Raw genomic sequence first — 21,852 nt, forward strand, 5'->3', positions numbered from 1 at the left:
AGCTTCGTCGGCCTGGCGTTCATCGGCGCGCTCATCGGCTCGGTGAGCAGGCCGTTCGGCGGGTGGCTCTCGGACCGGTTCGGCGGCGCGCGGATCACCACCGTGACGTTCTTCGGCCTGGCGGCCGGCACGGTCGGCCTGCTGCTCAGCATCGAGGTCCGCAGCTTCGCGCTGTTCTTCGGCTCGTTCATCGCGCTGTTCGTGCTGGCCGGCGTGGGCAACGGCTCGACCTACCGGATGATCCCGGCCATCTTCGCCACGCAGGCCGACGACGTCCGGGCGGCCAAGCGGCAGGCCGCCGCGGTGGTCGGCATCGCGGGCGCGGTCGGGGCGTTCGGCGGGGTGCTCGTCAACCTCGTGTTCAAGTTCTCCCTCGAAGGGAGCAAGACGCTGGCGCCGGCGCTCACCGCGTTCCTGGTGTTCTACGGCCTGTGCGTCGCCACCACGTGGTGGTTCTACCTGCGGCGTCGGGTCTTCGCCCGGGTGCCCAGCCTCGCCTACGCCGGCGTGTGACCCACACAACGCCCTGACGTGCGGTGTGAGGCTGCTTTAACGCCTGCGCAACATTCGCGACCTTGGCACGACACGGCGCCCGGTGAGCATGGAACCGGGCGGAAGAAGGGATTGGTCCCATGACGCGAACGCTGGTGGTGGTCGGTCACGGCATGGTCGGTCACCGGCTCGTGGAGGCCCTCCGCGAGCAGGACGTGACCGGTCGGTGGCGGATCGTCGTGTTCGCCGAGGAGACCCGCCCGGCCTACGACCGGGTCGCCCTCTCGTCCTACGTGGACGGTTGGGACGCCGGGGCGCTCGCCCTCGCGCCCCACGACGACGCCGTCGAGCTGCACCTGGACGACAAGGTGGTGCACCTCGACCGGCACGCCAGGGTGGTGCGCACCGCGAGCGGCCGGGAGCAGCGCTACGACGCGCTGGTCCTGGCCACCGGCTCGGTGCCGTTCGTGCCGCCGGTGCCCGGCCGCGACCTGCCCGGCTGCCACGTCTACCGCACCATCGACGACCTGGACGGCATCCGCGCCACGGTCGAGTCCGCGCACGCCGCCGGGCGGCACGCGGGCATGGTCCTCGGCGGCGGCCTGCTCGGCCTGGAGGCGGCCAACGCGCTGCGCGGCATGGGCATCTCCCCGCACGTGGTGGAGCTGGGCCCGCGGCTGATGCCGCTCCAGGTGGACGAGGGCGGCGGCGGCCTGCTCAAGCGCCTGGTGGAGAAGCTGGACCTGACCGTGCACACCGGCACGTCCGCGTCGTCCATCGAGCAGGACGGCGAGCGGCTCATCGCCAAGCTGTCCAACGGCGTCGAGCTGGACCTGGACGTCGTGGTGTTCTCCGCGGGCATCCGGCCGCGCGACGAGCTGGCCCGCGCGGCCGGCCTCGCCGTCGGCGAGCGCGGCGGCATCGTGGTCGACAAGGCGTGCCGCACCTCCGACGAGCACGTCTACGCCATCGGCGAGTGCGCGAACCTCGACGGCACGGTGTACGGGCTGGTCGCCCCCGGCTACTCCATGGCCGAGGTGGTCGCCGACCGCCTGCTCGGCGGGGCGGCCGAGTTCCCCGGCGCGGACCTGTCCACCAAGCTCAAGCTCCTCGGCGTGGACGTCGCCTCGTTCGGCGACGCGCACGCCCGGCAGGAGGGCGCGCTGGAGGTCGTCGTCAACGACGCCGTGGCGGGCACCTACGCGAAGGTCGTGGTGTCCGACGACGCGAAGACCCTGCTCGGCGGCATCCTGGTCGGCGACGCGTCGAAGTACACCGTGCTGCGGTCGCTGGTCGGCCGGCCCGTGCCGGGCGACCCGGTGGGGCTGATCGGGCCCGAGGGCGGCGTCGAGCTGTCCATGCCGCACGACGCGCAGGTGTGCTCGTGCCACGCGGTCACCAAGCAGCGGATCGTGGACGTGGTGAACTCCGGCGAGGCCGTCGACGTGCCGGGCATCAAGGCGTGCACCAAGGCGGGCACCGGCTGCGGCTCGTGCGTGCCGATGCTGAAGAAGCTGCTGGCCGAGTGCGGCGTGGAGCAGTCCCGCGCGCTGTGCGAGCACTTCGACCACTCCCGCGCCGACCTGTTCGAGATCGTCCGCTCCACCGGCATCACCACGTTCAGCGAGCTGATCTCCCGGCACGGCCGCGGCGCGGGCTGCGACCTGTGCAAGCCCGCCGTCGCCTCGATCCTCGCGTCGCTGGACAACGGGCACGTGCTGGAGGGCGAGCAGGCCACCCTCCAGGACACCAACGACCGCTTCCTGGCGAACATGCAGCGCAACGGCACCTACTCGGTCGTGCCGCGCATCCCCGGCGGCGAGATCACGCCGGAGAAGCTCATCGTCATCGGCGAGGTCGCCCGCGACTTCGGCCTCTACACCAAGATCACCGGCGGCCAGCGGATCGACCTGTTCGGCGCGACCGTGGACCAGCTGCCGCTGATCTGGAAGCGCCTGGTCGACGCCGGGTTCGAGTCCGGCCACGCCTACGGCAAGGCGCTGCGCACGGTGAAGTCGTGCGTGGGCACCACCTGGTGCCGCTACGGCGTGCAGGACTCGGTGTCGCTGGCCATCGAGCTGGAGCTGCGCTACCGGGGCCTGCGGTCGCCGCACAAGCTCAAGTCCGCCGTGTCCGGCTGCGCCCGCGAGTGCGCCGAGGCGCGCGGCAAGGACTTCGGCGTCATCGCGACCGAGAAGGGCTGGAACCTCTACGTCGGCGGCAACGGCGGCTTCACGCCCCGCCACGCCGACCTCCTCGCGTCCGATGTGGACACCGAGACGTTGATCAAGCTGATCGACCGGTTCCTGATGTTCTACATCCGCACCGCGGACCGGTTGCAGCGCACCTCGACCTGGATCGAGTCGCTGGAGGGCGGGCTGGACCACCTGCGCGACGTCGTCGTGAACGACAGCCTCGGCATCTGCGCCGACCTGGAGGCCGCGATGGCCAAGCACGTGGACAACTACGCCGACGAGTGGCGCGGCGTGCTGGAGGACCCGGAGAAGCTGTCCCGCTTCACCTCGTTCGTCAACGCGCCCGGCACGCCCGACCCGACGATCTCGTTCCGGGAGGAGCGCGGCCAGAAGGTGCCGGTCCTGTTGGGTGTTCCGAGTGTCGGCCAGGCGGAGGTGTCCCGATGACCCCGGTGTGCGAGTTGAGCGCCCTGCGGCCCGACCAGGGCGTCGCGGCGCTGCTCCCCGACGGTTCCCAGGTGGCCGTGTTCCTCACGTCGGCCGGGACGGTGCACGCGTTGGGCAACATCGACCCGTTCAGCGGCGCGGCGGTGCTGTCGCGCGGCATCGTCGGCGACCGCGGCGGCGTGCCGGTGGTCGTGTCACCGGTCTACAAGCAGGCGTTCGAGCTGTCGACCGGCAAGTGCCTCGACGACCCCTCGACCGGGGTGCCGGTGCACCCGGTGGTCGTGACCGACGGCGTCGTCCAGGTCGGGTCGCCGTGACCGCCGCCCCGCTGGCCGGGTACACGGTCGGGGTGACCGCCGCCCGGCGGGCCGACGAGCTCTCCGCGCTGTTGGAGCGCAAGGGCGCGACCGTGCTGCACGGCCCCGCGCTGCGGATCGTGCCGCTGCCCGACGACGCGGAGCTGCTGGCCGCGACCCGGGCCGTGGTGGAGGGACCGGTGGACGTCGCCGTGGCGACCACCGGCATCGGGTTCCGCGGCTGGGTCGAGGCGGCCGAGGGCTGGGGGCTGGCCGCGCGGCTGCTGTCGCGGCTGTCCGGGGCGAAGGTGCTGGCCAGGGGGCCGAAGGCGCGGGGCGCGGTGCGGGCCGCGGGGCTGGTGGAGGAGTGGTCGCCGGAGGGGGAGAGCAACGCCGAGCTGCTGGACCACCTGCTGCGGGCCGGGGTGGCCGGGCAGCGCATCGCGGTGCAGCTGCACGGCGACGTGCTGCCGGAGTTCACGTCGGCGCTGCGCGCGGCCGGCGCGGTGGTCGTGGAGGTCCCCGTCTACCGCTGGACCGGCCCGTCCGACCCCGCGCCGCTGGAACGGCTGCTGGAGGCCGTGCTGGCGCGCCAGGTGGACGCGTTGACGTTCACCAGCGCGCCCGCGGCGGCGTCCGTGCTGCGGGTCGCGGAGGCGATGGGCCGGCTGCCCGAGCTGACCGCCGCGCTGCGCCGGGACGTGCTGGTGGTGGGCGTCGGCGCGATCACCGCCGGGCCGCTCGTCGCCGCCGGGATCCCCGTGGTGCAGCCCGCCCGCGCCCGGATCGGCGCGCTGGCGCGCGAGCTGACCCTGCAACTGCCCGCGCGGGCGACCCGGCTGCGCATCGGGGGCCGCGACATCGAGCTGCGCGGCCAGGCCGTCGTGGTGGACGGCGAGCTGCGGCCCGTGCCGCCCGCGCCGATGGCCGTGCTGCGCGTGCTGGCCGCCGCGCGCGGCCGGGTGGTGTCCCGCCGGGACCTGCTGGCGGCGCTGCCCAGCGGCGGCGAGGAGCACGCCGTGGAGACCGCGATCGGCCGGCTGCGGTCCGCGCTGGGCGACTCGCGCGTGGTCGCCACGGTCGTCAAGCGCGGCTACCGGCTGGCCATGGACCCCGCCGGGGTGGCCGTATGACCCTGGTCCTCGTGGCGCACGGCACCCGCGACCCCGCCGGCGCCGTCGTCGTGGAAGAGATCGCGTCCCTGGTCCGGGCCAGGCTCGGCGGTGTGCCGGTGCGGGTCGCCTACGCGGACGTGCGGCAGCCGGACGTCACGGCGGTCCTGTCGTCGGTCGCCGGCCCGGCCGTGGTCGTGCCCGCCTTCCTGGCCGCCGGGTACCACGTGCGGGTGGACATCCCGGCGCAGGTCGAGGCGTCCGGGCACCCCGACGCGGTGATCACGGACCCGATCGGCCCGGCCCTGCTGCCCGCCGTGCTGGCCCGCCTGACCGAGGCGGGGTGGACGCCGGGCGACTCGGTGGTGCTCGCGGCGGCGGGCTCGTCGGACGTCCGGGCGCTGGCCGACGTGCGCGCCGCGGCCACCGCCCTGTCCCGCCGGGTCGGCCCGGTGACGATCGGCTACGCCGCCACCGCGGAACCCCGCGTCGCCGACGTGGTGGCCGCCGCGTCGGGCCGCGTCGCCGTCGCCTCGTGGCTGCTCGCGCCGGGCCTGTTCCACCGGGTGGTGGCGGAGTCGGGGGCGGCCGTGGTGGCGGCCCCGATCGGCGCGCACCTGCGCGTCGTGGAAGCCGTCCTGCTGCGCTACTACGAGGCCCGCTGCTTCCAGGACGTGGCCTGACGGGCCGGAATTGTCGGTCCTCGCCGGTAAGATCGAAAGCAGGGGTCCCCCCGGGCGGGGACCTCTGCGTGGTGTTGGTCCTGCGCAGCGTTGCCCGTGCCGCCCGACCCGTGTCGCCCGACCCGTGGCGGACCCGCTCCGCGATCCGTCGCGGCCGGCGAGCGGGGAAGCCTCGCCCCGGCGGACGGCCCGGTCGCCCCACCCGCCCCTGTCCACCGGCCGAGGCCGGCCGTGCCGTGGTCCCGGCCTGCCGTCCGGGAGGAGAACGCCGCCGGGGCAGGGCGGCGACCCCGACGGAATAGTTGAGGCTTCAACCAGGTTGTCGCGGGTGAGACCGCCGAACCCGGGCGGTCACCGTCCGAGGAGGCAGCCATGCCCGCCGTCACCGCCGACACCCTCACCCTCCCGCGCCTGCCCCGACTGCCCGAGGCCACGACCGCCTGGCGCGCGGTCCGGCGCGTGGTGCGGGCGCAGCGGTTCCTCGAAGGCGAGGGCTTCCAGGTGCGCCGCCCGTTCCCGGGCGTCGAACTGGCCGACGCGGACCCGTTCCTGCTCCTGGACCACATGGGCGCGGTCGAGTACGGCCCCGGCGAGGCCAAGGGCGCGCCCTGGCACCCGCACCGCGGCTTCGAGACCGTCACCTACATGATCGACGGCGTGTTCGAGCACCGGGACTCCACCGGTGGCGGCGGCGTGATCACCAACGGCGGCACGCAGTGGATGACCGCGGGCTCCGGGGTGCTCCACTCCGAGCTGCCGTCGCAGGAGCTGGTGGCCAAGGGCGGCCTGTTCCACGGCGTGCAGCTGTGGGTCAACCTGCCGAAGGCCGCCAAGTGGACCCCGCCGCGCTACCAGGACATCAACCCCGCCGACACGGTGCTGCTGTCCAGTGACGACGGCGGCGCGCTGGTCCGCGTGATCGCGGGCGACGTGGCGGGCCACCGCGGCCCGGGCATGACCCGCACGCCGATCACCTACCTGCACGCCACGATCAGCCCGCACGCCCACCTGACCCTGCCGTGGCCGGAGGACTTCACCGCGATGGTGTACGTGCTGTCCGGTCGCGGCACGGTAGGCGCGGAGGGCCGCCCGCTCGAGGAAGGCCACCTCGCCGTCCTCGACCGCGGCGCCGCGCTCACCATGGAGGCCGACACGACGTGGGACGTCCTCGTCCTGGGCGGCCTGCCGCTGCGCGAGCCCGTCGCGCGCTACGGGCCGTTCGTGATGAACACCCGCGCCGAGATCCTGCAAGCCATCGAGGACTTCCAAGCCGGGCGACTGGGCGTGACGCACGTCCCCCACGTCACCTCGGCGGACGAGGAGCTGTCATGACCGACATCCGCGAACTGCTGCGCAAGGGGCGCATGTTCCGCGCGTCCGGCGACCCGAGCGGCGCGGCGCGGTACCTGGCCGAGGCCGCCGAGCACGCGCCGCACGACCGGACCGTGCTGACCGAGCTGGCGCTCGCGCACTTCCAGTCCGCCGCGCTGGGCAAGGCCGAGGGCGTGCTCAGGTCCCTGGTCGAGCTGGACCCGTCGGACGGCTACACGCGCCTGCTGCTCGGCCGCACGCTGGCCCGGCAGAGCCGGCACGTCGAGGCGCTGCCCCAGCTGCGCCTCGCCGCCGCCATCACCCGCGACCCGGAGGTCGAGTCCGAGGTGGCCCGCGTCGAGGCGCGGGTCACCACAACCCGGGAGGCTCCTCCGCCTTCTCCTTGACCGCGTCCTCCCAGCGGTACGTGCGCAGGTCCACCCTGCCGTCGTCGGCGAGCACGCCCTCCTCCCGCAGGAGCTGCAACTGCTCGTCGGCGATGTGGGGCGCGCACGTGCCGTTGGCGCGCAGCACCCGGTGCCACGGCAGGTCGTGCCCGTCCTGGTTGAGCACCTGCCCGACCAGGCGGGGCGACGGCGCGCGGGCGATGTCGGCGACGTCACCGTAGGTCGCGACCCGGCCGCGCGGGATCCGGCGCACGACCTCGCGGACCATCTCGTGCAACTGTTCGTCCACGGCGACAGCTTTCCATGCGCGGGCGACGCGCCGCGCGCACGCCGTCGGTGGGGTGTGGTTGCATGCTCGCCGTGGCAGGGAGCAGCGCGCCGTTGCTGGTGCGCCGGGTGCGGCAGGAGGAGCCCCGGCGCGAGTGGGACGCACCCGCCCGCGCCGTGTTCGACCACCCCGGCGGGCCGCTGCGGGTGCTCGGCGGACCCGGCACGGGCAAGACGACGCTGCTGGCCGAAGTGGTCGCGCACCGCGTCCTGCACGGTGGCGCGGACCCGGAGAACGTCCTGGTCCTCACCCCCAACCGGCGCGCGGCCGAGGCGATGCGCGCCCACATCACCCGCCTGCTGACCGGGGCCCGCGCCGACGGCGTGCTGCCGACCACGCAGGAGCCGCTGGTCCGGACCGTCCACTCGTACGCCTTCGCGGTGCTGCGCGCCCAGGCCGTGCGGGCCGGGGAACCCGCACCGCGCCTGCTGTCCGGCCCCGAGCAGGACGCGGTCGTGCGCGAGCTGCTCGCCGGCGACGTGAGCATGGGCGCGCCGAAGTGGCCGGAACGCCTGCGCCCCGCCCTCACCCTGCCGGGGTTCGCCCACGAGCTGCGCGACCTGATGCTCCGCGCCACCGAACGCGGCCTCGCCCCGGAGGACCTGACCGAGCTGGGCCGCAAGCACGCACGCGAGGAGTGGGTCGCGGCCGGCCTGTTCGCCACCCAGTACGAGCAGGTCAACCTGCTCGCCAGCAGCGGCCAGGGGCACGCGCCGTCGTTCGACGCGGCGGAGCTGGTCGGCAGCGCGCTGCTCGCGTTCCAGACCGATCCGGACCTGCTCGCGGCCGAGCGGCGCCGGGTGCGGCACCTGCTCGTGGACGACGCCCAGCACCTCGACCCGCTGCAGCACGAGTTCATCCGCGTGCTGGGCCGGGCCGCGCACGAGTTCGTCCTGGCGGGCGACCCCGACCAGGCCGTGTTCTCGTTCCGGGGCGCGGACCCGGCGCTGCTCGCCGAGGCCGACGCCCCGGCCGTGGTGCTCACCACCGGCCACCGGATGGCCCCCGAGGTCCGGGCCGCGGTCGGCCGGCTCGCCGCCCGGCTGCCGGGCGCGTCGCCCACCCGCGAGGTCTCCCCGGTCGACGGCGCGGGCGCGGTCCAGGTCCGGCTGTTCGCGTCCGCCGCGCAGGAGGCGAGCTGGGTCGCCGACCAGCTGCGCCGCGCGCACCTGATCGACGGCGTGCCGTGGTCGGAGATGGCCGTCGTGGCCCGGTCGGCGACGCGGGCGCTGCCCGTGCTGCACCGGGCGCTGCTCGCCGCGGGCGTCCCGGTGGCCGTGCCGCGCGACGAGCTGCCGCTGGCCCGGCAACCGGCGGTGATGCCGTTCCTGGCGCTGCTGCGGTGCGCGGCCGTGCCCGGCAGCCTGGACGAGGACACCGCGGCGATGCTCCTGGCGTCGCCGCTCGGCGGCGCGGACCCGTTGGCGCTGCGGCGGTTGCGGCGCGGCCTGCGCCGGCTGGAGCTGGCCGCGGGCCGGGACCGGTCGAGCGGCGAGCTGCTGGTCGAGGTGATCGAGTCCGACGACCGGCTGGCCGCGCTGGAGGACGCCGAGGCGCAGCCCGCGCGGCGGATCGCGGGCCTGCTGCGCAAGGCGCGGCAGGGGATCGCGGACGGGCTGAGCGTCGAGCAGGTGCTGTGGGAGCTGTGGCAGGCCACCGGCCTGGAGTCGCGGTGGGTGGCGCAGTCCGCCCGGCACGGCACCGTCGGCCTGCGGGCCGACCGCGACCTGGACGCGATCGTGGCGTTGTTCGAGGCGGCGGCGAAGTACGTGGACCGGCTGCCCGGCTCGGGCGCCGAGGGCTTCGCCGACTACCTGGCCGCGCAGGAGATCGTCGGCGACACGCTGGCCGCGGCCGCGCCCACCGGCGAGGCGGTGTCCGTGCTCACCGCGCATGCCGCCGCCGGTCGTGAGTGGACGGTGGTGGCCGTGCCGGGCGTGCAGGAGGGCAGCTGGCCCGACCTGCGGCTGCGCGGGTCGCTGCTGGGCGTGGAGCGGATGGTCGACGTGGTGGCGGGCCTGTCGGCGGAGACGGTGTCCGCGGTCGCTCCGATCCTCGCCGAGGAACGGCGGCTGCTGCTGGTCGCCGCCAGCCGCGCCCGGCGGACGCTGCTGGTCAGCGCGGTGCGCGGGGAGGACGAGCAGCCGTCGCGGTTCCTGGACGAGATCGAGGAGCTGTCCACCGGCGAACCGGAGCGGCCGACGTTCACCCCCGAGCGCGGGCTCGTGCTGGCGGAGCTGGTCGGCGAGCTGCGGCGCGTGGTGTGCTCGGACGACGAATCCGCCGAACGGCGCGAGCGCGCGGCCGGGCAGCTGGCCCGGCTCGCGGCGGCGGGCGTGCCGGGGGCGCACCCCGACTCCTGGTACGGCCTGGCGGACGTCACCACGGACAGTCCGCTGTGGACGGAGGAGCACACGGTCAGCGTGTCGCCGTCCACCGTGGAGACGTTGGCCAAGTGCCCGCTGCGCTGGGTCGTCGAGCGGCACGGCGGGCAGGACCCGGCGGAGCTGGCGTCGATCACCGGCACGCTCGTGCACGCGCTGGCGCAGGCCGCCGCGACCGGGGCGGACGAGCAGGAGCTGCGGGCCAGGCTGGACGAGGCGTGGGCCGCGGTGGACGCGGGCGCGCCCTGGTTCTCCCGGCGCGAGCGGATCCGGGTCGAGCGCATGCTCGACACGTTCCTCACGTGGCTCGCGTCCAGCCGCTCCCAGCTCACCCAGGTCGCGGTCGAGGAGGAGATCTCCGTGGAGGTCCCCCGCCCGGACGGCGGGCCGAAGCTGCGGGTCCGCGGCCGCGTCGACCGGCTGGAGACCGACCGCGACGGCCGGCCCGTCGTGGTGGACGTCAAGACCGGCAAGACCCCGGTGAGCAGGAACGACGCGCAGGAGCACCCCCAGCTCGCCGTCTACCAGCTCGCCTCGGCGCTCGGCGGGTTCACGCACCTCGGCCTCGGCACCGACCCCGGCGGCGCGCGGCTGCTGTACGTGGCCAAGGAGGACAGGAAGACCGGCGCGGTGGAGCGCGAGCAGGCCCCGCTGGACGAGCAGGGCGTGCGGGTGTGGCTGGAGGCGGTGCAGCTCGCCGCCGGGTCCAGCGTCGGGCCGCAGTACCGGGCCGCGGAGAACGCCGACTGCGACCGCTGCCCGGCCCGCACCACCTGCCCGGTGCACTCCTCCGGCCGCCAGGTCAGCCAATAGGGCGGTCTGACCAGCCACTTCGCCGCCGCCCTGCGGGTCGCCGAAGCGGGCGGGGGCCGACCACGGAGAATGCCCGATGTGGTCCTGCCGAGCGGAGTCGAACGTGCGGGCGAGCCGGTCGCGCTCGCCGGCCCGTTCGAGGTCGCCGAGGCGCTCGGCCTGCCCAAGCCGACCCCCGAGCAGGCCGCCGTCGTCGCCGCGCCCACCGCGCCAGCCCTCGTCGTCGCGGGCGCGGGCGCGGGCAAGACGGAGACCATGGCCGCCCGCGTCGTGTACCTGGTCGCCAACGGCTTCGTCACGCCCGACCGCGTCCTCGGCCTGACGTTCACCCGCAAGGCCGCCCGCCAGCTGTCCGACCGGGTGCGGCTGCGGCTGCGCCGGCTCGCCGGGTCGCCCCTGCTGGACCGGCTGGACCCGAGCGGCGAGCGGCGGGCCGCGGTGCTGACCACCGAGCCGGTGATCCTCACCTATCACGCCTATGCGGGCCGGCTGGTCGGCGAGCACGGCCTGCGGCTGCCCGTGGAGCCGGGCGTGCGGCTGCTCACCGAGACCGCCGCGTGGCAGCTCGCGCACCGCGTGGTGTCCACCTGGACGCAGGACCTCGACACCGACAAGGTGCCCGCGACCGTGACCGGCTACCTGCTCGCGCTGGCCGGGGAGCTGGGGGAGCACCTGGTCGAGCCGGACGCGTTGCGGGAGCACGCCGAGCGGCTGTGCGCGCTGATCGAGAACGCGCCCAGGACGGCCCGCCAGCGCGACGGCCTGCCGGAGTCGCTGAAGGCCGTGGTGAACGCCCAACGGCTGCGCGTCCACCTGCTGCCGCTGCTGGAGGCGTACCAGGCGCGCAAGCGGCGTGAGGCGGCGATGGACTTCGCCGACCAGATGTCGCTGGCCGCCCGGCTCGCGTCCGAGCACCCGGAGGTCGTGCGCGGCGAGCGCGAGCGGTACGGGGCGGTACTGCTGGACGAGTACCAGGACACCGGCCACGCGCAGCGCGTGCTGCTGCGGTCGTTGTTCGGGCGGGGCGAGCCCATGGCGGTCACGTCGGTGGGCGACCCGGCGCAGGCGATCTACGGCTGGCGCGGCGCGTCCGCGGCGAACCTGCCCCGGTTCGTGCAGGACTTCCCGCCCGCGAAGAAGTACGGCCTGCTCACCAGCTTCCGCAACCCGCCGGAGGTGCTGGCGCTGGCCAACGCCGTGTCCGCGCCGCTGCGCGCCACGGGCCTGGACGTGGACGAGCTGCGCGCCCGGGACGGGGCCGGTCCCGGCGACGTGCGCGTGGCGTTGTTCGGCGACGTGCGGCAGGAGCTGGACTGGGTGGCCGACACCGTCGCCGCGCAGTGGGAGCAGCACCTGGACACCAGCGACGAGCCGCCGACCGCCGCGGTGCTGGTGCGCCGGCGCGCGGACATGGCCAACATCGCGGCGGCGCTGCGGGAACGCGGCCTGCCGGTCGAGGTCGTCGGCCTGGGCGGGCTGCTGGACGAGCCGGAGGTCCGCGACCTGACCAGCGCCCTGCGGGTGCTGGTCGACCCGCTGGCGGGCACCGCCGCCGCCCGGCTGCTCACCGGCTCGCGGTGGCGCGTCGCCGCCTACGACCTGGCCGCGCTGTGGGCGCGGGCCCGCGACCTGGCGGGCGCGCCGAGCCGGCAGGCCGTGGCGGACGACCCGCTGGCCGTGATCGCCGACGCCCTGCCCGGCGAGCACGCCGAACAGGCCGGCCTCGCGGACGCGCTGGACGACCCCGGCGACCCGACCGCGTACTCGGCGGAGGGCTACCGGCGGATCCGGCGGCTGGGCGCGGAGCTGTCGGCGCTGCGCCGGCGGCTGGACCAGCCGCTGCCCGACCTGGTCGCCGACGTCGAGCGCACCCTGCTGCTGGACATCGAGGCGATGGCCCGGCCGGGCGGCGTGGGCCGGGCGCACCTGGACGCGTTCGCCGACGTGGTCAACGACTTCGCCGCGGCCAGCCCGTCGGCGACCCTGCCCGCGCTGCTCGACTACCTGCACACCGCCGAGCAGGCCGAGGACGGGCTGGAACCCGGCGAGGTCGAGGTGGCGGAGAACCGGGTCCAGGTGCTGACCATGCACTCCGCGAAGGGCCTGGAGTGGCACATCGTCGCCGTGCCGCACGTGGTCAAGGACGTGTTCCCGGGGCGGAAGAAGTCGTCGAGCTGGCTGCGCTCGGTGGCCGAGCTGCCCGCCGAGCTGCGCGGTGACGCGGCGGACCTGCCGAAGCTGCGCGTCGCGCCCGACGCCAACCGCAAGGAGGTGGAGGAGGCGCTGGTCCGGCACGAGGAGGAGTTCGACGAGCGCCGGCTGGTGGAGGAGCGGCGGCTGCTGTACGTGGCGCTGACCAGGTCCGAGCACAGCCTGCTGGTGTCCGGGCACTGGTGGGGCGAGACGGGCGACAAGCCGAAGGGCCCGTCCGCGTTCCTGACCGAGATCCGCGAGGCCGTGCTGGCCGCCGACCACCCGCCCGCCGACATCGCGCACTGGGCCCCCCGACCGGCCGAGGACGAGCCGAACCCCCTGGCGTCGCAGACGAAGACGGCCCAGTGGCCCACCGACCCGCTGGGCAAGCGGCGCGCCGCCGTCGCCGAGGGCGCCGAGCTGGTCCTGGCCGCCCTGGCCCGCACCCCCGACCCGCGCGAGTCGAACCCCCGGGTCCCGGGTGTCGAACCTCCAGGCCCCCCGAATTCCACGGTCGGGCACCCCGCGCCGGGGGATCTCGAACCGCCTCCGGACCCGGCGTTCGAGGATGTGGAACCGCCCCCGGACCCCGCCTCCGACGACCTCGAACCGCCCCCGGACCCGGCGTTCGAGGATCTCGAACCCCCTGCGGACCCCGGGGTTGACGACCTCGAACCGCCGGCGTTCGGCGACCTCGACGCACCCCCCGATCCGGAGACCGACGACCCGCACCCGGAGGGCTGGGTCGAGACCGACGACCCGGACCCGGAGGGCTGGGTCGAGACCGACGACCCGGACCCGGAGGGCTGGGCGCGCGACGTGGACGTGCTCCTCGCCGAACGCGCCGCCGCGGCCGACCGCCGGGAACGCGTCGTGCTGCCCGACCACCTGTCGGTGAGCCAGCTGGTCGAGCTGGCCGCCGACCCGGACCTCCTCGCCCGCCGGCTGCGCCGCCCGCTGCCGTTCCCCCCGAACCCGCTGGCCCGGCGCGGCACGGCGTTCCACACCTGGCTGGAGCAGCGGTTCGGCGCGAGCCGCCTGTTCGACCTGGACGAGCTGCCCGGCGCGGCCGACGAGGGCGCGGCCCCCGACGCCGACCTCGCCCGCCTCCAGGAGGCGTTCTTGGCGAGCCGCTGGGCCGACCGCGTGCCGCACGACGTCGAGGTGCCGTTCGAGGCGGAGGTCGACGGCCTGTCCGTGCGCGGCCGGATGGACGCCGTGTTCGCCGACGACGACGGCGGCTGGACCGTGGTCGACTGGAAGACCGGGGCCGTGCCGGACGAGGACCGGCTCCCCGCGCTGTCGGTGCAGCTCGCCGCCTACCGGCTGGCGTGGGCGTCGCTGACCGGGACCCCGGTCGAGAAGGTGCGGGCGGCGTTCCACTACGTGCGGCAGGACCACACGCTGCGCCCCGCGGACCTGCTCGACGCCGACGGCCTGCGCGAGCTGATCCGCTCGATCCCGAGCTAGCCCGATCCCGGGCTAGCCGCCCGATCCCGGGCTAGCCGCCCGATCCCGGGCCGGCGCGATCCCGAATCAGCCGGTCACCCGGGCGTCCACGGGAACTTCCTTCAGCACCCGGTCGTAGAGCACCTCCAGCAGCCAGCGCCCGAACAGGGACGGCCCGAACTCCGTCGACCGGTCCTCCGGCGGCACCAGCAGCTCGGCCGGGCCGGCCGCGTCCACCGCGACCACGCCGATGCCGTAGTAGTCCAGCTCGATCAACGGCCACGACCGCACGCCCTGCTGCGCGGGCAGCACGACCGCGCAGGGCGCGAGCGTCATGAGCGTGCCGCAGGACTGCAACGCCCGGTCGACCGTGGATTCACCCACCAGCACCCCGACCAGCTCCACGGCGGGCACGGGCAGCCGGTCGTGCGCGGCCGGCTCGAACCACGACCGGAACCACGACGGGTCGGCCTGCGGCGGCCAGCCGTTCGCCGTGCGCCACTCGTGCACGTCGGCACGGACCCGCACGACGGCCGACACCTGGTGGCCCAGCACGGCGACGTCGGGCACGACGACGCCACGCCAGCCCAGCGCCGACGCGGCATGGTGGAGGAGCGGTTGCACTCGGGCATCCTAGAACTGGTTGCGGTTTCAATGACAGACCCACGGCCGCGCTGGGTGGTGGACCCGGCGCGGAGAGTGATCAGGGACTTGAGCGTCCCACGCGCAAGGCCCACAGGATGAGCGGCACCTGCAACGGCAACCGACCGTAGGCGACGGCCCTCACCCTCGGTGACTTCCCCCGGAGGTCGTAGGCCATCTTGACGTTGGCCGGGAACACCGCCGCGAAGAACGCGGCCGCCAGCTTCCCGCCCAGACCCCGCGTGCGCGGCGTCGCGACCGCCGCGGCCAACGCGACCTCGGCGGCGCCGGACAGGTACGTCCAGGTCCGAGGCTTGCCCGGCAGCGCCCGCGGCACGATCGCGTCGTACGGCTTCGGCTTGGCGAAGTGCGTGACGCCCGCGGCGCCGAGCAGCCCGGCCAGCGCGAGCGCCGACCACGAACGGGCGGGAGTCGGTTGCATGGGATCACCCTGTCATGAGGGACGCCGTCCGGCTCTCCCAGGGTTATCCTCCCGCACCGTGAGCGGTGATCCCGAAAATCCCGACCATCCCGAGCGGGCGGCCGTGGCCGCGTCCGCCGACGACTTCGTCGCCGGACTGCGCGAGTGGCTGGCCATCCCGTCGATCGGGGCCGACCCGGCGCACCACGGCGACGTGGCCGCGTCCGCGCACTGGCTCGCCGGAGCGCTGCGCCGCGACGGCTGGCCCGACGTGCGGGTCTGGGACGAGGGCCCGGCGCTGCCCGCCGTGTACGCCTGCTGGCCCGCCGCCGACCCCGACGCGCCCACCGTGCTCGTCTACGGCCACCACGACGTGCAGCCGGTCGACCCGGTCGAGCAGTGGCACACGCCGCCGTTCGAGGCGACGCTGGTCGGCGACGAGCTGTTCGGCCGGGGCGCCAGCGACGACAAGGGCCAGGTCGCGATGCACCTGCTCGGGGTGCGGGCGCACCTCGCGGCGACCGGCGCGGACCGCCCCGCGGTGACGCTCAAGCTGCTGGTGGAGGGCGAGGAGGAGTCCGGCTCGCCGCACCTGACGCGGCTGCTGGACGACCACCGCGACGACCTCGCCTGCGACCTGGTGGTGTTCACCGACACGCCGCTGTACTCGCGCGACGCGCCGACGGTCTGCACCGGCCAACGCGGCGTGTACGGCGCGGAGGTGGTGTTCACGGGCGGCTCCTCGGACGTGCACTCCGGCCGGTCGGGCGGCAGCGTGCCGAACCCGGCGACCGCTCTCGCCCGGCTCGTCGCCGCCCTGCACGACGCCGACGGCCGGGTCCGGCTGCGCGACTTCTACACCGACGTGGTGCCGCCCACGGAGGCCGAACGCGCCGACTACGCCGCGCTGCCGTTCGACGAAGCGGTGTGGCTCGCGAACGCCGGCGGCGCCCAGGGCGTGGCCGGCGAACCCGGCTGGTCGACCCTCGAACGGGTCTGGGTGCGCCCCACCGCCGAGGTCAACGGGATCAGCGGCGGCTACACCGGTCCGGGGCTCAAGACCATCGTGCCCGCCCGGGCCTCGGTGAAGCTGTCGTTCCGGCTCGTGCCCGACCAGCGGCCCGAGCGGGTCGCCGACGCGCTGCGCGAGTTCGTCGCCCAGCACACCCCGCCCGGTCTGCACGCCGAGGTGATCGCGCACGGCGACGGCGTGCCACCCTATGCGGTGGACGTGTCCCACCCGGCCGTGGGTGCCGTGCGCGACGCGGTGCAGGCCGCGTTCGAGCAACCCGTGCGGTTCAGTCGAACGGGTGGCTCCGGCCCCGCGGCCCTGCTGCACGGCTGGCTCGGCGTGCCGGTCGTGTACCTCGGCGCGACGTTGCCGGATGATCGCATCCACGCGCCCGACGAGCGGGTCGTCGTGCCACTGCTGCTGCGCGGCGCCGAGGCCGCCGCCCGGCTGTGGCGACTGCTCCCGGAAAGGCTGTCATGATCCGCCGCACCAGCCCGGGCGAACCACTGGCCGACCGGCCCGGCCACTCGCTCGTCGGCGTGATCAGGATGCCGGACACGGTGCAAAGCCCCGTCCGCGCGATCCTCAAACGGGTGATCGGCGCGCTCGGTGCCCTGATGGCGGCCGTGCTGATCGTCTACCTCGACCGTGACGGCTACCGGGACGTCAACGAAGACGGCTTGTCCTTCCTGGACGCGGTGTACTACGCGACGGTGTCGCTGTCGACCACCGGATACGGTGACATCACCCCCGCCAGCTCGTCGGCGCGGCTGGTCAACGTCCTGGTGATCACCCCCTTGAGGGTCCTGTTCCTGATCGTCCTGGTCGGTACGACCCTCGAAGTGCTCACCGAGCGCTCGCGCCAGGCGCTGCGCATCCAGAAGTGGAGGACGAAGGTGCGGGACCACGTGGTCGTCATCGGGTACGGCACGAAGGGCCGATCCGCGGTCAGCGCCCTGTTGGGCGACGGGGCCGACCCGGGCTCGATCGTCGTGGTCGACACCACCCAGGAGGCCCTGGACGCCGCCTCCGCCATCGGGCTGGTCACCGTCCACGGTTCGGGCACGAGCAACGACGTGCTGCGCGTGGCCGGCGTCCCCCGCGCGAGGGCCGTCGTCGTGGCCGCGAACCGCGACGACACCGCCGTCCTGGTCACCCTCACCGCCCGCGAACTCGCGCCGAAGGCGCAGATCGTGGCGTCGGTGCGGGAGCGCGAGAACGAGCACCTGCTGCGCCAGTCCGGCGCCGACTCGGTCGTCGTCTCCAGCGAAACCGCCGGCCGGCTGCTGGGCATGGCCACCGCCACCCCGTCCGTGGTCGACATGGTCGAGGACCTGCTGACCCCGGACGCCGGCCTGGCCATCGCCGAACGCGACGTCGAACCGTCCGAGATCGGCGGCTCACCCCGCCACCTCCCGGACATCGTGCTGGGCGTCGTGCGCGACGGCACCCTCTACCGGGTCGACGCCCCCGAAGCCGACGCCGTCGAAGCAGGCGACCGCCTCCTCTACGTCAAGAAGGTGACCCCGCCCAAGGAATCCTGACCCGGCGGCACCACCCGGAACCCACCTCCCTTCACCCGGCCATCACTCGGCCAACGGGATCCACACCTCGAACACCGCACCTCCGAACGCCCCACCGGCAGCCGCGCCACCACCCGACGCCTCACCGGCCAACGCGCCACCCCGATCGCTGTCGCCGCCATCCCTGCCGCCGCCATCCCCGCCGCCGACACCCCCGTCGTCCACAACCGAGCGGCGCACCGCAGCGCGGCGATCGCCCGAGGCGTCGGCAACCGACCCGCGCTCGGCGGCGTTCCCACCGCTCGGCGATGGGTCGGCATCGGCCGGCTCGCCGACGTCACCGACCAGCCCCGAAGCCGCTGCCGCGTGCACACCGGCCGACTCGGCCACCGTCGGCGCACCCGTCCCACCAGCCGCCCCGAATCCCGACCCCACACCCGCAGTCGATTCCGCCCCTGATTCCACTGCCGGTCCCGGCATCGCCGAACCCGCCGCCGAACCGGATGTGGAGGCCGGACCCGGCGTCCGAACCTCCCCTGACGTCCGCGACGACCCCGGCGTTGGAACCGACCCCGGCGTTGGGACCGGCCCCGGTCTTGGGGTTGACCCCGGCGTTCGGGCCGGATCCGGTGTCGGCGCGGAACCCGCCGCCGCGGCCGGGCCCGAGGCCCGGTTCGACGCCCCACTCGCAACCTCGCTCGGGGTGCGGTCCGAGGCGGGGCCGGAGGCCCGGTTCGCGGACGCGCGCGGCCAGGCGGTCCGGTCGCGCGACGACTCGTCGGGGTCGACGCACGTCAGCTCCCCTCCGTGCGCCCGCACCACACCACGGGCGATCGGCAGCCCGAGGCCCGAACCTCCCGACCGCTGGTCCCGCGCCTCGTCCAACCGCACCAGTCGGTCGAAGATCCGTTCCCGGTCCTCCGGCGGCACGCCCGGCCCGTTGTCGGACACGACCAGCAGCGCGAAGCTGCCCGCCCTCGACACCCGCAGCCGCACCCGCCCCGACGGGCCGGTGGCCTGCCGGGCGTTGTCGGCCAGGTTCGCCAACACCTGCGCCAACCGCTGCGGGTCGCCCGAGACGAACACCGACTCGCCCTCGGCGGCGATGTCGAAGTCCGGCGCGAGCAACCGCGTCCGCCCCACCTCGGCCTCCGCCAACGCGAGCAGGTCCACCCGTTCCCGGTGCAGTTCGAGACCGGCCTCGATGCGCGCCAACGCCAACAGGTCGTCCACCAGCCGCCCGGCCCGCCGCGACTCGCGCACCAGCAGCAGGTTCAACCGCTCCCGCTCCTCGGCGCTGCCGGTCTGCATCAGCGCCTCCGCGACCGCCTGCACGCCCGCGATCGGTGTCCTCAGTTCGTGCGCCGCGTCGGCCACGAACCGTTTCGTTCGCTCCTCCGATCCCTCCAACGAGTCCAGCATGTCGTCGAACGCGGCCGCCATCCGACCGAGTTCGTTGTCCGCCTGCGACGGGTAGAGCCGATACCCGCGGTCACCGCTCGCGATCGACCTGGCCAGCGTGGTCATCGCGACCAGCGGCGCCAACGCCCGTCGGACCACCAACGCCATCGCCACGGCCGTCACCGCCAACGCGCCGATCCCGACCAGCACCAGCAACCGCCGCAGCCTGGCCTGCGCGACCGTGATCACCGACGACTCGGCGTACACGGTGATCTTCGACCCGTCGACCAGCTGCCGACTGAATTCGTTCGCCACCTCCTCGTCCGGCGCGTTGCCGTACACCGTCCCGTCCGGCATGACGAGCCGGACCTCCACACCCCGGCCTTCCAGCCGGTCCACCAGTTCCGCACCGCGCACCCGCTGCTTGACGAGCTGCTGCGCGACCCGCGCCTTCTCCAACAACGCGGTGTCCACGTCCCGCCTGGACTGCGCCGCGAACAACGCGTCCACCAACAACACGACCCCGATCAGCACGACGCCCAGCACGCCGATCGCGGACAGCGTCACCCGCCGTCGCAGCGAGACGGTCCGCAGGCTCACGTCTCGTCCGCTCTGAGGACGTACCCGAGCCCGCGCACGGTGTGCAGCAACCGCGGCCCATGCTCCTCCAACTTCCGGCGCAGGGCGCTGACGTGCACCTCCACCAGGTTCGGGTCGTAGTCCTCGTAGCCCCACACCGCCGTGAGGATCTGCGTCTTGCCCACCACCCGGCCGCGCTGCGCGGCCAGGTACCGCAGCAGGCGCAGTTCGGTGGCGGTCAGCTCGACCGGCACGTCACCCCGCAGCACCACCGCCGAATCGGCGTCCACCACGAGGTCGCCGATCTGCACCGTCGACGGCGTCCGCCCCAGCCGCCGCAGCACCGCGCTCACCCGGGCGACCAGCTCGGCCAGCACGAACGGCTTCACCACGTAGTCGTCCGCGCCCCGGTCGAGCCCGCGCAGCCGGTCCGACACCCCGTCCCGGGCGGTCAGCATCACCACCCCGGCCCCGCACGTCCGCCGGATGACCTCGAGCAGCATGAAGCCGTCCCGGCCGGGCAGCATCACGTCGAGCACCACCAGGTCCGGGCGGAACCGGACCAGCTCACCTTCCAGATCCCGGCCGTCCGGCCGGACCTGGACCTGGTAACCCGCATCCCGCAGGGCGGAACTCACCGCGGCGCCAATCGCCTCCGCGTCCTCGATCACCAGCACTCTGGCAGCAGTCGACACCTCCACATTCTGCGTCGCGTCCCCCGACACGGCCGTGAGACCACGACGAACCGACAGGCATTCGTCACCGGCACCCAGGCGTGCCGGAGGTTGTGGGGCCGGTCTCTCCCGACATGGGCGCGGACGGGAGAGGCCGGCCGTCCAAGGGGGAGAGCGGTGGACGTCCACCGCTCTCCGCCGTTCGGGGATCGCCGCACCGGCCGTGCCAGGTGGCACGACCTTCGCGGTGGTGACGGTCAGCCGGCCGCGGTGGACCACCGCGAGCGGCCGCCGCGACCGCGTGCGCCACAGGTCGGCGAGAGTGCCGACGACCACGGTGCCGATCCTGTGGCGCGGGTGATGCGATCCGTTGTGGACAAGGGACGAGCGCGTTCCACGCTCACTGCCCGGATGGTCGTCGTCTCCCGACGAGGTGGGGCGCGGTCGCACGCTCCTGTCGTGCTCGCGCGGACACCGGACCGTCGGTTCCGGAGTCCACACCGGTCGGCCCGCGTTGCCTGCGGGACGGGCGGTTCCGACTCGCCCGGGATCGCCGCCAGTGGTCCCCGACAGCCACTGGTGGTCGCCTGGCCGGGACGTGGTCGGTGGTGCGGTGCTCGACCACCGGGCGGAGGTCGAGCGGCGGCGCGCTGCGGTGAGGCCGAGTGCCGAGTCGGCCGGGCCGCGATCCGGCACGCCTCGTAGCCCAAGGGGCATGAGCGCTCTGCCGGAATAGTGGGCGGTGGTGTGAGAGGACTGCCGAGAGGTCACTCGGTCCGAGTGCGGGCGGATCCGGTGACATCGGCCGGTGTGACATCGGTGGCGGCGGTCCGACCCGGACCACCTCGGCCCCTGGCCCGGTCCGACGTCGTCGCCGACGTGCTCGACGCGTTGTTCGCCGAGTCCGAAGGGCGGGTCGCGCGGAGTGCGGGCGGCCGACCGTGTGCGGCGCTGGTTGTGCGGGTGGAGGGCGTCGGCTGCGCCTTCAGGCTTCGCTCAGGTGGTGCGCGCACCCTGGGCCTCATGCGCAAGCCGGTGGTGGCCGTCCTGGTGGGTCTTGTCGTGGCACTCGTCGCCGTCTTCTGGCAGGGTGCGGCAGCCTCCTCTCCTGATCGACCGGCTCCCGACCGATCGGTGGTGGGTCACGAACGGACCGGCCTGCTCGAGCGGGCCGAGGGCAGGCCCGGCAAGGGCCGGAAGGACCGCGCGGGCGGCACGGTCGTCGTCGGCACGGTCAAGGCCGTGCGTGACGGGGCGTTGGACGTGGCCAAGGACGCGGGTGGCGAGGTCACCGTCACCACCGGTCCCTCCACGAAGACGCGGGGCGTCGACCTGGCCGGGCTCCGGCCCGGTCAGCGCGTCATCGTTCGGGCACAAGACGGCAAGGCGCTCATGGTGGGGGGGGGGCGGGGGCGGGCGCCCCCCCCCCCGGGCCCCGCGGGCGCGCCGCGCCCCCCCCCGCGCGCTCACGATAGCGGCCCCCCCCCCCC

Annotated in this window: 17 protein-coding genes; 12 read left to right on the forward strand and 5 right to left on the reverse strand. The window is 74.7% G+C overall.

Going from position 1 to position 21,852, the window contains the following annotated elements; translation table 11 throughout:
* From ACFXGA_RS04950 to ACFXGA_RS04980, 7 genes are all read left to right on the forward strand, one after another.
* Positions 1–513 (forward strand): MFS transporter (locus tag ACFXGA_RS04950; RefSeq protein ID WP_378084473.1); only part of this gene is annotated, 513 nt, incomplete at its 5' end.
* 119 nt (positions 514–632) lie between these two features.
* Positions 633–3,134, forward strand: a complete 2,502-nt coding sequence (nirB, locus tag ACFXGA_RS04955; RefSeq protein WP_378084474.1) for a nitrite reductase large subunit NirB — start codon at positions 633–635, stop codon at positions 3,132–3,134.
* The gene (nirD, locus tag ACFXGA_RS04960) at positions 3,131–3,451 is read left to right on the forward strand and encodes a nitrite reductase small subunit NirD (RefSeq protein WP_378084475.1); all 321 of its coding nucleotides are present in this window, start codon (positions 3,131–3,133) and stop codon (positions 3,449–3,451) included. Before nirB ends, nirD begins: the two co-directional genes overlap by 4 nt.
* A complete protein-coding gene (locus tag ACFXGA_RS04965) occupies positions 3,448–4,563 on the forward strand; it encodes a uroporphyrinogen-III synthase (protein WP_378084476.1) in 1,116 nt (371 codons plus the stop codon). The genes nirD and ACFXGA_RS04965 overlap by 4 nt, the downstream gene beginning before the upstream one ends.
* The gene (locus ACFXGA_RS04970) at positions 4,560–5,225 is read left to right on the forward strand and encodes a sirohydrochlorin chelatase (protein WP_378084477.1); all 666 of its coding nucleotides are present in this window, start codon (positions 4,560–4,562) and stop codon (positions 5,223–5,225) included. The genes ACFXGA_RS04965 and ACFXGA_RS04970 overlap by 4 nt, the downstream gene beginning before the upstream one ends.
* Before the next feature lie 372 nt (positions 5,226–5,597).
* Positions 5,598–6,557 carry a pirin family protein gene (locus ACFXGA_RS04975; protein ID WP_378084478.1) on the forward strand — a complete coding sequence of 320 codons (960 nt, stop codon included), beginning with the start codon at positions 5,598–5,600 and terminating at the stop codon, positions 6,555–6,557.
* Positions 6,554–6,943: a tetratricopeptide repeat protein gene (locus ACFXGA_RS04980; protein WP_378084479.1), complete on the forward strand. Its 390-nt coding sequence runs from the start codon at positions 6,554–6,556 to the stop codon at positions 6,941–6,943. Before ACFXGA_RS04975 ends, ACFXGA_RS04980 begins: the two co-directional genes overlap by 4 nt.
* Here ACFXGA_RS04980 and ACFXGA_RS04985 read toward each other — a convergent pair.
* The gene (locus tag ACFXGA_RS04985; RefSeq protein ID WP_378084480.1) at positions 6,906–7,232 is read right to left on the reverse strand and encodes an MGMT family protein; all 327 of its coding nucleotides are present in this window, start codon (positions 7,230–7,232) and stop codon (positions 6,906–6,908) included. The genes ACFXGA_RS04980 and ACFXGA_RS04985 overlap by 38 nt on opposite strands.
* Positions 7,233–7,294: 62 nt before the next feature.
* On the opposite strand from ACFXGA_RS04985, the gene ACFXGA_RS04990 reads away from it, so the two are divergent.
* Together ACFXGA_RS04990 and ACFXGA_RS04995 are read left to right on the forward strand one after the other, a co-directional pair.
* On the forward strand, positions 7,295–10,468 hold the full coding sequence (locus ACFXGA_RS04990) for an ATP-dependent helicase (RefSeq protein ID WP_378084481.1): 3,174 nt from the start codon (positions 7,295–7,297) through the stop codon (positions 10,466–10,468).
* A gap of 69 nt (positions 10,469–10,537) precedes the next feature.
* Positions 10,538–14,131, forward strand: a complete 3,594-nt coding sequence (locus ACFXGA_RS04995) for a UvrD-helicase domain-containing protein (protein ID WP_378084482.1) — start codon at positions 10,538–10,540, stop codon at positions 14,129–14,131.
* Positions 14,132–14,197: 66 nt separating this feature from the next.
* Here the strand turns inward: ACFXGA_RS04995 and ACFXGA_RS05000 are convergent, their stop codons facing one another.
* Both ACFXGA_RS05000 and ACFXGA_RS05005 read right to left on the reverse strand, forming a co-directional pair.
* Positions 14,198–14,734 (reverse strand): hypothetical protein, encoded by a 537-nt coding sequence (locus tag ACFXGA_RS05000; protein ID WP_378084483.1) that lies wholly within the window; start codon positions 14,732–14,734, stop codon positions 14,198–14,200.
* A 79-nt stretch (positions 14,735–14,813) separates the two neighbouring features.
* Positions 14,814–15,194 carry a hypothetical protein gene (locus ACFXGA_RS05005; RefSeq protein ID WP_378084484.1) on the reverse strand — a complete coding sequence of 127 codons (381 nt, stop codon included), beginning with the start codon at positions 15,192–15,194 and terminating at the stop codon, positions 14,814–14,816.
* Positions 15,195–15,252: 58 nt separating this feature from the next.
* Between ACFXGA_RS05005 and ACFXGA_RS05010 the strand changes: the two genes are divergently transcribed.
* Both ACFXGA_RS05010 and ACFXGA_RS05015 read left to right on the forward strand, forming a co-directional pair.
* Positions 15,253–16,665 carry a M20/M25/M40 family metallo-hydrolase gene (locus ACFXGA_RS05010; protein WP_378084485.1) on the forward strand — a complete coding sequence of 471 codons (1,413 nt, stop codon included), beginning with the start codon at positions 15,253–15,255 and terminating at the stop codon, positions 16,663–16,665.
* On the forward strand, positions 16,662–17,729 hold the full coding sequence (locus tag ACFXGA_RS05015) for a potassium channel family protein (protein ID WP_378084486.1): 1,068 nt from the start codon (positions 16,662–16,664) through the stop codon (positions 17,727–17,729). Before ACFXGA_RS05010 ends, ACFXGA_RS05015 begins: the two co-directional genes overlap by 4 nt.
* A 42-nt stretch (positions 17,730–17,771) precedes the next feature.
* Here ACFXGA_RS05015 and ACFXGA_RS05020 read toward each other — a convergent pair whose 3' ends face one another.
* Both ACFXGA_RS05020 and ACFXGA_RS05025 read right to left on the reverse strand, forming a co-directional pair.
* On the reverse strand, positions 17,772–19,709 hold the full coding sequence (locus tag ACFXGA_RS05020; RefSeq protein WP_378084487.1) for an ATP-binding protein: 1,938 nt from the start codon (positions 19,707–19,709) through the stop codon (positions 17,772–17,774).
* Positions 19,706–20,383, reverse strand: coding sequence for a response regulator transcription factor (locus ACFXGA_RS05025; RefSeq protein WP_378084488.1), 678 nt, complete (start codon positions 20,381–20,383; stop codon positions 19,706–19,708). Before ACFXGA_RS05025 ends, ACFXGA_RS05020 begins: the two co-directional genes overlap by 4 nt.
* An 858-nt stretch (positions 20,384–21,241) precedes the next feature.
* Between ACFXGA_RS05025 and ACFXGA_RS05030 the strand changes: the two genes are divergently transcribed.
* Positions 21,242–21,852: hypothetical protein (locus tag ACFXGA_RS05030; protein WP_378084489.1), on the forward strand; the 611-nt coding region annotated here is incomplete at its 3' end.

Origin of the sequence: Actinosynnema sp. NPDC059335 (assembly GCF_042752395.1) — a bacterium.
Classification (GTDB): Bacteria; Actinomycetota; Actinomycetes; order Mycobacteriales; family Pseudonocardiaceae; genus Actinosynnema.

Bases quoted from the DNA above. Each gene is read 5' to 3' on its own strand.
- ACFXGA_RS04980 (WP_378084479.1), top strand. From the start codon at position 6,554: ATGACCGACATCCGCGAACTGCTGCGCAAGGGGCGCATGTTCCGCGCG.
- ACFXGA_RS05005 (WP_378084484.1), bottom strand. From the start codon at position 15,194: ATGCAACCGACTCCCGCCCGTTCGTGGTCGGCGCTCGCGCTGGCCGGG.
- nirD (WP_378084475.1), top strand. From the start codon at position 3,131: ATGACCCCGGTGTGCGAGTTGAGCGCCCTGCGGCCCGACCAGGGCGTC.
- ACFXGA_RS04995 (WP_378084482.1), top strand. From the start codon at position 10,538: ATGCCCGATGTGGTCCTGCCGAGCGGAGTCGAACGTGCGGGCGAGCCG.
- ACFXGA_RS05015 (WP_378084486.1), top strand. From the start codon at position 16,662: ATGATCCGCCGCACCAGCCCGGGCGAACCACTGGCCGACCGGCCCGGC.
- ACFXGA_RS04975 (WP_378084478.1), top strand. From the start codon at position 5,598: ATGCCCGCCGTCACCGCCGACACCCTCACCCTCCCGCGCCTGCCCCGA.
- ACFXGA_RS04990 (WP_378084481.1), top strand. From the start codon at position 7,295: ATGCTCGCCGTGGCAGGGAGCAGCGCGCCGTTGCTGGTGCGCCGGGTG.
- nirB (WP_378084474.1), top strand. From the start codon at position 633: ATGACGCGAACGCTGGTGGTGGTCGGTCACGGCATGGTCGGTCACCGG.
- ACFXGA_RS04970 (WP_378084477.1), top strand. From the start codon at position 4,560: ATGACCCTGGTCCTCGTGGCGCACGGCACCCGCGACCCCGCCGGCGCC.